A 7,424-nucleotide genomic window follows, 5' to 3' on the forward strand; every position below is an offset into this window, starting at 1 on the left:
CTCCTTACCAGCTCGACTTGACAATGCCCGGCACCTTGCCGGAATTGCCCAGCTCACGAAGCGCGATACGCGACATCTTGAGCTTGCGATAGAACGCGCGCGGACGGCCCGTTACTTCGCAGCGGTTGCGGATACGCGTCTTCGAGCCGTCACGCGGCAGCGAAGCGAGCTTCAGAGTGGCCTTGAACCGGTCTTCGATCGGAAGGGACTGGTTCATCACGATCGCCTTCAGTGCGGCGCGCTTGGCGGCCTGCTGGGCGACCGACTTGCGGCGGCGCTTGTTCTTTTCAACTGCGCTTGTTTTCGCCATATCGGAGTTCCTTTTCTACGCTCGTCGTTACGGTTAGTGACGGAACGGGAAGTTGAACTCTGTCAGCAGAGCCCGAGCTTCGTCGTCCGACGTCGCCGTCGTGCAAACGATGATGTCCATGCCCCACATCTGATCAACCTTATCGTAGTTGATCTCAGGGAACACAATGTGTTCCTTGATGCCCATGGCGAAGTTGCCACGGCCGTCAAAGCTCTTCGGGTTCAGGCCCCGGAAGTCGCGAACGCGCGGAAGCGCGATGTTGACCAGACGATCAAGGAATTCGTACATGCGGGCGCCACGAAGGGTAACCTTCGCACCGATCGGCATGCCTTCGCGAACCTTGAAACCTGCGATCGAGTTGCGAGCGCGGGTAACCACCGGCTTCTGACCGGCAATCGCAGCCAGGTCACCGGCAGCGATGGTGGGCTTCTTGGAGTCGGCAGTCGCCTCGCCAACACCCATGTTGATCACGATCTTTTCAAGCTTCGGGATCATCATCACGTTGGCGTAGGAGAACTTCTCCTGCATGGCGCCACGGATACGGGAAACGTATTCCGTCTTGAGACGCGGCTCGTACTTATCAGCCATCGATCACTTCTCCCGAACGCTTGGCCACGCGGACCTTCTTGCCATCCACAACCGAGAAGCCAACGCGGGTCGGCTTGCCATCCTTGTCGACGATGGCGATGTTGGAGATGTGCAAGGATGCTTCCTTGTTGATGATGCCGGCTTCCTGGGCCTGGGTCTGGCGCTGGTGACGCTTCACCATGTTGACGCCACGCACAACGGCCCGATCTTCCTTCGGCAAAACCTGGATTACTTCGCCGGTACGGCCCTTGTCCTTACCGGTCAATACGACAACCTTGTCGCCTTTACGAATCTTCTGCATCGCATTCGCTCCTTACAGTACTTCCGGAGCCAGCGAGATGATCTTCATGTGGTTCTTGGCGCGAAGTTCGCGCGGAACCGGTCCGAAGATACGGGTGCCGATGGGCTCTTTCTTGTTGTCGATAAGAACGGCTGCGTTGTTATCGAAACGGATGACGCTGCCGTCAGCGCGACGGATGTCCTTGGCGGTGCGCACGACAACCGCCTTCATCACGTCGCCCTTCTTGACGCGGCCGCGCGGAATAGCTTCCTTGATGGAAACGACAATAATGTCGCCAACAGAAGCATATTTGCGCTTCGAGCCGCCCAGCACCTTGATGCACATGACACGACGTGCGCCGGAATTATCCGCCACGTCGAGGTTTGTTTGCATCTGAATCATGTCAGGTCGCCTTCTTGTTGTTACCGGAACGGTTGGGCAAACTCTCCCGAGCGAGCCCCCTGCCCCAGCTTATGAATATCTCTTTTTTTGCGCGGAAATGTCGTGACAGGGTGGTTTCCCAAGGGACCTTCCGTGCGCATCAAAGCAAAAGACGCTCGATTCACGAGCGTCCTTGCGGTGCTTCATACAGGATTTCGCGCCAAGTACAAGAGACCTGGCGCGATTCTGATGAAATTAAGCCTGGGCGGATACAACCGTCCAGCGCTTGTCCTTGGAGATCGGTGCGCATTCCTCGATGGAAACGACATCGCCGACCTTATACTGATTGTTTTCGTCGTGTGCCTTGTACTTCTTCGAACGACGAACGGTCTTCTGAAGCAGCGGGTGAGCGAATCGGCGCTCAACCCGGACTACGACAGTCTTCTCGTTCTTGTCGGACACTACGACGCCCTGCAGAATGCGTTTCGGCATATTATTCTTCCTTAGGCCTTGGCTTCTGCCGCCTTCTGGCGGGCAATGGTTTTAACGCGGGCGATATCCTTGCGGACTTCGTTGATGCGCGAGGACTTCTCCAGCTGACCAGTTGCCTTCTGGAAGCGCAGGTTGAACTGCTCCTTCTTCAGATCGGCGAGCTTGTCCTTGAGCTGGTCGGCGCTGAGGCCGCGAACTTCATCGGCTTTCATGTGCCTTGCTCCTTACTCTGCGATGCGCTGTACGAAGCGCGTCTTGACCGAGAGCTTGGCAGCGCCGAGACGAAGCGCCTCACGGGCGATCTCCTCGGACACACCGTCGATCTCGAACATCATACACCGGGCTTGACCTTGCATGCCCAGTAATCGACCGAACCCTTGCCCTTACCCATACGAACTTCGGTCGGCTTTGCCGTTACCGGAACGTCGGGGAATACGCGGATCCACACGCGACCTGCGCGCTTCATGTAACGCGTGATCGCGCGGCGGGCCGCTTCGATCTCGCGTGCATTCACGCGGTTCGGTTCCTGCGACTTCAAGCCGAATTCACCGAATGCCAGGTCAAAGCCGCCCTTGGCGACGCCCTTGATGCGTCCCTTGAACTGCTTACGGTACTTAGTACGCTTTGGCTGCAACATTTTCTTACTTCTCCGAGCTTATCTTTCGCCAGCGTCAATCAAGCGTTTTCGCGACGACGATCGGGACGATCGCCACGCTCACGGCTTGCAGGGCCCTGTGCGTCGCCTTCGAGACCGCGACGCTCAGAAGCCATCGGATCGTGCTCAAGGATTTCGCCCTTGAAGATCCAGACCTTGATGCCGCAAATGCCGAATGCGGTTTCAGCTTCAGCCGTGCCGTAGTCGATGTCCGCACGCAGCGTGTGCAGCGGAACGCGACCTTCGCGGTACCATTCGGTACGAGCGATTTCTGCACCGCCGAGACGGCCGCCGCAGGTGATCTTGATGCCTTCGGCGCCAAGACGCATTGCGGACTGAACAGCACGCTTCATCGCACGGCGGAAAGCCACGCGGCGCTCGAGCTGCTGAGCGATCGACTGGGCAACCAGCGTCGCGTCGATTTCCGGCTTGCGCACTTCAACGATGTTGAGGTGCGTTTCGGAGTTGGTCATCTCGGAAAGCTTCTTGCGAAGCTTCTCGATGTCCGCACCCTTCTTGCCGATGATCAGACCCGGACGAGCCGAGTGGATCGTGACGCGGCACTTCTTGTGCGGACGCTCGATGACGACCTTGGCGATACCGGCCTGCTTGAGTTCCTTGATCAGGTAAGCCCGGATCTTCAGGTCTTCATGCAGCAGCTTGCCGTATTCTGCGGTGTCAGCGTACCAGCGGCTATCCCAGGTACGGTTGATGCCGAGGCGGAAGCCGATCGGATTGATTTTCTGACCCATTATGCGGCCTCCCCTTTTTCCTCGACTTCACGAACAACGATCGTGAGGTGAGCGAACGGCTTTTCGATGCGGGAAGCACGACCACGGCCACGAGCGTGGAAACGCTTCATGGTGATGGACTTGCCAACATAGGCCTCGGCGACGACGAGAGCGTCAACGTCGAGGTCGTGGTTGTTTTCCGCATTCGCAATTGCAGATTCCAGCGTCTTCTTGACGGTGCCTGCAATGCGCTTGCGGGAGAATTCGAGCTCGGCGAGAGCGCGATCAACCTTCTTGCCACGGATAAGAGCGGCAACCAGGTTCAGTTTCTGGGGGCTGACGCGGAGCGTACGGGCAACGGCCTGAGCCTCGTTGTCCTTCAGCCGGCGTTCGGTCTTAGCCTTCGCCATGATTACTTCCTCTTTGCCTTCTTGTCCGCGCCGTGACCGTAATAGGTACGGGTCGGAGAGAATTCACCGAACTTGTGTCCGACCATGTCTTCGTTGACGGAGACGGGCACATGCTTGCTGCCGTTGTAGACGCCGAAGGTCAGACCAACGAACTGCGGCAGGATCGTGGAGCGACGGCTCCAGATCTTGATTACTTCGTTACGTCCGCTCTCGCGCACCTTCTCAGCCTTGGTGAGAAGATAGCCGTCAACAAACGGACCTTTCCATACTGAACGAGCCATTAGTGACTACCTCTCTTACTTCTTACGCTGATGGCGCGAGCGCATGATGAACTTGTCGGTCGACTTGTTCGAACGGGTGCGCTTGCCCTTCGTGGGCTTGCCCCACGGAGTAACCGGGTGGCGACCACCCGACGTGCGACCTTCACCACCACCGTGCGGGTGGTCGACCGGGTTCATAACGACGCCGCGAACGTGCGGACGCTTGCCGCGCCAACGGGAACGACCGGCCTTGCCGTCGTTGATGTTGGCGTGGTCCGAGTTCGAAACAGCACCGATCGATGCGAGGCAGGAGCCGTGCACCAGACGCTGTTCGCCCGAGTTGAGACGCAGGATGGCCATGCCGGCATCGCGGCCGACGAGCTGGACATACGTACCGGCGGAGCGAGCGATCTGACCGCCCTTGCCCGGCTTCATCTCGACGTTGTGGATGATCGAACCGACCGGAATGTACTGAAGCGGCATGGTGTTGCCGGGCTTCACGTCCACAGCCTTGTCGGAGGCGATCACCTTGTCACCGGCAGCGAGACGCTGTGGCGCGAGAATGTAAGCCTGTTCGCCGTCGGTATACGTAACCAGCGCGATGAACGCGGTGCGGTTGGGGTCGTATTCCAGACGCTCAACGGTGCCTTCTACGTCGAACTTGCGACGCTTGAAGTCAACCAGACGGTAGGTCCGCTTGTGACCGCCACCCTGGAAACGGACGGTGATCCGGCCCTGGTTGTTACGGCCACCCTTGGAGCTGAGGCCCTGGGTGAGAGCCTTTACCGGCTTGCCCTTGTAGAGCGAAGCGCGGTCCACGATAACCAGCTGGCGCTGGCTCGGCGTGGTCGGATTGAAACTTTTCAATGCCATTTTCTTGTTCCCTTTTGGGTCTTTGCCCGCTTGGGCCTAACCTTTAGAGTCCGGTGGACACGTCGATGGATTGACCTTCGGCGAGCGTGACGACGGCTTTCTTGACGTCCTTCAGCTTACCGGCGAATCCACGGAAACGACGGGTCTTACCCTTGCGGATAAGCGTGTTCACAGCCGTGACTTTGACGCCGAAGAGAGCTTCCACGGCAGCCTTGATTTCAGGCTTGGAAGCATTCTTGGCGACGTTGAATACGACCTGGTTCTGTTCGGATACCAGCGTCGACTTTTCCGTGATCGAAGGAGATACGATCACATCGTAGTGGCGAAGATCCGTCATTTGAACCGCTCCTCCAGAGCCTCTACAGCAGCCTTGGAAAGCACCAGCTTGCCACGGCGCAGGATGTCGTAAACATTGATGCCCTGAACCGGCAGAACGTCCACGTTCGGGATGTTCTGAGCAGCGAGCTTGAAGTTGCCATCAAGTTCGGCGCCGCCGATAACGAGAGCGTTGGTCAGGCCAAGCGAAGCGAAGCTGCCCAGCAGAGCCTTGGTCTTTGCTTCGGACGCAACGAGCTGATCGACGATGATCAGTTCTTCAGCCTTCAGCTTTGCAGACAAAGCGTGACGCAGAGCGAGCGCGCGAACCTTCTTCGGAAGGTCGTGTGCATGGCTGCGAACGACCGGGCCGTGGGCCTTGCCGCCGCCGCGGAACTGCGGTGCGCGAGCCGAATGGTGACGAGCGCGGCCCGTACCCTTCTGCTTGTACATCTTCGCGCCGGTGCGGGAAACTTCCGACCGGTTCTTGGACTTGTGGGTTCCCTGCTGCTTCTTTGCAAGCTGCCAGCGAACCATGCGGGCCAGGATGTCCTGGCGGGGGTCGAGGCCGAAGATCTCATCCGACAGAGAAACCTTGCCGGCGTCTTTTCCCTCGAGGGTCTTGACGTTCAATTCCATGATAAGGCTCCCTTACTTCGCAGCCGACTTGACGGCGTCGCGGACGATGATCCAGGAACCCTTCGAGCCGGGAACTGCACCCTTCACGAGGATGAGGCCACGGTCTTCATCGGTCGAAACGACTTCGAGGTTCTGGGTCGTAACGCGCGTCTGGCCCATATGACCAGCCATGCGTTTGCCCTTCCAGACGCGGCCCGGATCCTGGTTGTTACCGGTCGAACCGTGTGCACGGTGCGATACGGAGTTACCGTGCGAAGCGCGGCCACCACCGAAGTTGTGACGCTTCATAGCACCGGCAAAACCTTTACCGATCGTGGTTCCAGTGACGTCGACCAGCTGGCCGGACTGAAAATGATTTGCGGTCAGTGTTGCACCGATGTCGATCAGGTTCTCGGGGGAAACCCGGAACTCGACGAGCTTGGCTTTCGGTTCGACATTGGCAGCGGCAAAATGACCGCGAAGCGCCTTCGTCGTGTTCTTGACCTTGGACTGGCCGGCACCGAGCTGAACTGCGGTATAGCCATTCTTGTCTTCCGTGCGCTGGGCAACGACTTGTACGTTATCCAGTCGCAATACTGTTACGGGGATATGTTCACCTGCGTCGTTATAGACGCGTGTCATACCCACTTTCTGTGCAATCACACCTGAACGCATTGGTTCATCCTCTTGCGAGCCTTGAAGGGAAAACCCTCTCTGGCCTTTGTTAAGGAGTGCCCTTCGACATCTCACGATGTTTCCGGTCTCCGGTTTGGAAGTCGTTGGATTACTCCACGTACCTTCCTTGTTATTTCAGCCCTCACCTTGGATGGATCGGGCCGGGTCTTAGAGCTTGATTTCCACGTCAACGCCAGCAGCGAGGTCGAGCTTCATCAGAGCATCGACAGTCTGCGGGGTGGGGTCAACGATATCGAGAAGACGCTTGTGCGTCCGCATTTCGAACTGTTCACGGCTCTTCTTATCAACGTGAGGAGAGCGGTTGACGGTAAACTTTTCGATGCGGGTGGGGAGCGGAACCGGGCCGCGAACGCTGGCGCCGGTGCGCTTTGCGGTCGACACGATTTCACGGGTAGAGGCATCGAGGATCCGGTGATCGAACGCCTTGAGGCGGATACGGATATTCTGGCCGTTCATTCGTCTTGTCCTTGTTCTTTGTTATTCGTTTCCGCACGCGGAAACACATGAACTTCTATTGATCGTGGCGCCGCAGATTTTCAAAAATCGAGAGAAATGCGCTGTCGCATCCCAATCATTTCAGTTGTCTGTATTGCTAAAACACCGCGTTTCGCAATCGCTTGCGAATCCAGCGGTGAGTGTGAGTGCGCGTTTACGCGCTTTCACCGAATTTTTCAAGCACTAAAAATGCAACGCCGCCAGGCTTTTTACCAAAAGTCCGGCGGCGGTGTTGTTCACACCGCCGCCAGTCAGAATTTCAAAGGTCGAAATTACTCGACGATCGAGGCCACGATGCCGGCGCCGACGGTACGGCCGCC

The 7,424-nt window shown here is 57.8% G+C and carries 14 protein-coding genes and 1 pseudogene; all 15 read right to left on the reverse strand.

Annotation, left to right across the window (positions count from 1 at the left end; translation table 11 throughout):
* Positions 1 to 4: 4 nt before the first annotated feature.
* A complete protein-coding gene (gene rpsN, locus L901_RS22790) occupies positions 5 to 310 on the reverse strand; it encodes a 30S ribosomal protein S14 (RefSeq protein ID WP_003507785.1) in 306 nt (101 codons plus the stop codon).
* Between the two features lie 33 nt (positions 311 to 343).
* Complete coding sequence (gene rplE / locus L901_RS22795) at positions 344 to 898, reverse strand: 50S ribosomal protein L5 (RefSeq protein WP_003495201.1); 555 nt, start codon at positions 896 to 898, stop codon at positions 344 to 346.
* Positions 891 to 1,199, reverse strand: coding sequence for a 50S ribosomal protein L24 (gene rplX / locus L901_RS22800; RefSeq protein ID WP_003521006.1), 309 nt, complete (start codon positions 1,197 to 1,199; stop codon positions 891 to 893). Before rplX ends, rplE begins: the two co-directional genes overlap by 8 nt.
* A 12-nt stretch (positions 1,200 to 1,211) precedes the next feature.
* Positions 1,212 to 1,580 carry a 50S ribosomal protein L14 gene (gene rplN / locus L901_RS22805; RefSeq protein ID WP_003495199.1) on the reverse strand — a complete coding sequence of 123 codons (369 nt, stop codon included), beginning with the start codon at positions 1,578 to 1,580 and terminating at the stop codon, positions 1,212 to 1,214.
* Positions 1,581 to 1,814: 234 nt separating this feature from the next.
* A complete protein-coding gene (gene rpsQ, locus L901_RS22810) occupies positions 1,815 to 2,051 on the reverse strand; it encodes a 30S ribosomal protein S17 (protein WP_003495195.1) in 237 nt (78 codons plus the stop codon).
* A gap of 11 nt (positions 2,052 to 2,062) precedes the next feature.
* A complete protein-coding gene (gene rpmC / locus L901_RS22815) occupies positions 2,063 to 2,263 on the reverse strand; it encodes a 50S ribosomal protein L29 (RefSeq protein WP_003495193.1) in 201 nt (66 codons plus the stop codon).
* Positions 2,264 to 2,275: 12 nt separating this feature from the next.
* Positions 2,276 to 2,688 (reverse strand): annotated as a pseudogene (gene rplP / locus L901_RS22820) (50S ribosomal protein L16).
* Between the two features lie 38 nt (positions 2,689 to 2,726).
* Entirely contained in the window at positions 2,727 to 3,458 is a 732-nt protein-coding gene (gene rpsC / locus L901_RS22825; protein ID WP_003495188.1) for a 30S ribosomal protein S3, read from the reverse strand.
* On the reverse strand, positions 3,458 to 3,847 hold the full coding sequence (gene rplV / locus L901_RS22830) for a 50S ribosomal protein L22 (protein WP_003521005.1): 390 nt from the start codon (positions 3,845 to 3,847) through the stop codon (positions 3,458 to 3,460). The genes rpsC and rplV overlap by 1 nt, the downstream gene beginning before the upstream one ends.
* Positions 3,848 to 3,849: 2 nt before the next feature.
* Positions 3,850 to 4,128: a 30S ribosomal protein S19 gene (gene rpsS / locus L901_RS22835; protein WP_003507772.1), complete on the reverse strand. Its 279-nt coding sequence runs from the start codon at positions 4,126 to 4,128 to the stop codon at positions 3,850 to 3,852.
* A gap of 15 nt (positions 4,129 to 4,143) precedes the next feature.
* Complete coding sequence (gene rplB, locus L901_RS22840; RefSeq protein WP_003521004.1) at positions 4,144 to 4,980, reverse strand: 50S ribosomal protein L2; 837 nt, start codon at positions 4,978 to 4,980, stop codon at positions 4,144 to 4,146.
* Positions 4,981 to 5,023: 43 nt separating this feature from the next.
* Positions 5,024 to 5,317: a 50S ribosomal protein L23 gene (locus L901_RS22845; protein WP_003521003.1), complete on the reverse strand. Its 294-nt coding sequence runs from the start codon at positions 5,315 to 5,317 to the stop codon at positions 5,024 to 5,026.
* Complete coding sequence (rplD, locus tag L901_RS22850) at positions 5,314 to 5,934, reverse strand: 50S ribosomal protein L4 (protein WP_003495173.1); 621 nt, start codon at positions 5,932 to 5,934, stop codon at positions 5,314 to 5,316. Before rplD ends, L901_RS22845 begins: the two co-directional genes overlap by 4 nt.
* 12 nt (positions 5,935 to 5,946) lie before the next feature.
* Positions 5,947 to 6,588: a 50S ribosomal protein L3 gene (gene rplC / locus L901_RS22855; RefSeq protein ID WP_003507769.1), complete on the reverse strand. Its 642-nt coding sequence runs from the start codon at positions 6,586 to 6,588 to the stop codon at positions 5,947 to 5,949.
* Between the two features lie 168 nt (positions 6,589 to 6,756).
* Positions 6,757 to 7,065: a 30S ribosomal protein S10 gene (rpsJ, locus tag L901_RS22860; protein ID WP_003507767.1), complete on the reverse strand. Its 309-nt coding sequence runs from the start codon at positions 7,063 to 7,065 to the stop codon at positions 6,757 to 6,759.
* Between the last annotated feature and the right edge of the window lie 359 nt (positions 7,066 to 7,424).

Origin of the sequence: Agrobacterium sp. D14 (assembly GCF_001526505.1) — a bacterium.
GTDB classification, from domain to species: Bacteria; Pseudomonadota; Alphaproteobacteria; order Rhizobiales; family Rhizobiaceae; genus Agrobacterium; species Agrobacterium leguminum.

Coding starts and splice junctions, on each gene's coding strand:
- rpsN (WP_003507785.1), bottom strand. CDS start 310: ATGGCGAAAACAAGCGCAGTTGAAAAGAACAAGCGCCGCCGCAAGTCG.
- rplE (WP_003495201.1), bottom strand. CDS start 898: ATGGCTGATAAGTACGAGCCGCGTCTCAAGACGGAATACGTTTCCCGT.
- rplX (WP_003521006.1), bottom strand. CDS start 1,199: ATGCAGAAGATTCGTAAAGGCGACAAGGTTGTCGTATTGACCGGTAAG.
- rplN (WP_003495199.1), bottom strand. CDS start 1,580: ATGATTCAGATGCAAACAAACCTCGACGTGGCGGATAATTCCGGCGCA.
- rpsQ (WP_003495195.1), bottom strand. CDS start 2,051: ATGCCGAAACGCATTCTGCAGGGCGTCGTAGTGTCCGACAAGAACGAG.
- rpmC (WP_003495193.1), bottom strand. CDS start 2,263: ATGAAAGCCGATGAAGTTCGCGGCCTCAGCGCCGACCAGCTCAAGGAC.
- rpsC (WP_003495188.1), bottom strand. CDS start 3,458: ATGGGTCAGAAAATCAATCCGATCGGCTTCCGCCTCGGCATCAACCGT.
- rplV (WP_003521005.1), bottom strand. CDS start 3,847: ATGGCGAAGGCTAAGACCGAACGCCGGCTGAAGGACAACGAGGCTCAG.
- rpsS (WP_003507772.1), bottom strand. CDS start 4,128: ATGGCTCGTTCAGTATGGAAAGGTCCGTTTGTTGACGGCTATCTTCTC.
- rplB (WP_003521004.1), bottom strand. CDS start 4,980: ATGGCATTGAAAAGTTTCAATCCGACCACGCCGAGCCAGCGCCAGCTG.
- L901_RS22845 (WP_003521003.1), bottom strand. CDS start 5,317: ATGACGGATCTTCGCCACTACGATGTGATCGTATCTCCTTCGATCACG.
- rplD (WP_003495173.1), bottom strand. CDS start 5,934: ATGGAATTGAACGTCAAGACCCTCGAGGGAAAAGACGCCGGCAAGGTT.
- rplC (WP_003507769.1), bottom strand. CDS start 6,588: ATGCGTTCAGGTGTGATTGCACAGAAAGTGGGTATGACACGCGTCTAT.
- rpsJ (WP_003507767.1), bottom strand. CDS start 7,065: ATGAACGGCCAGAATATCCGTATCCGCCTCAAGGCGTTCGATCACCGG.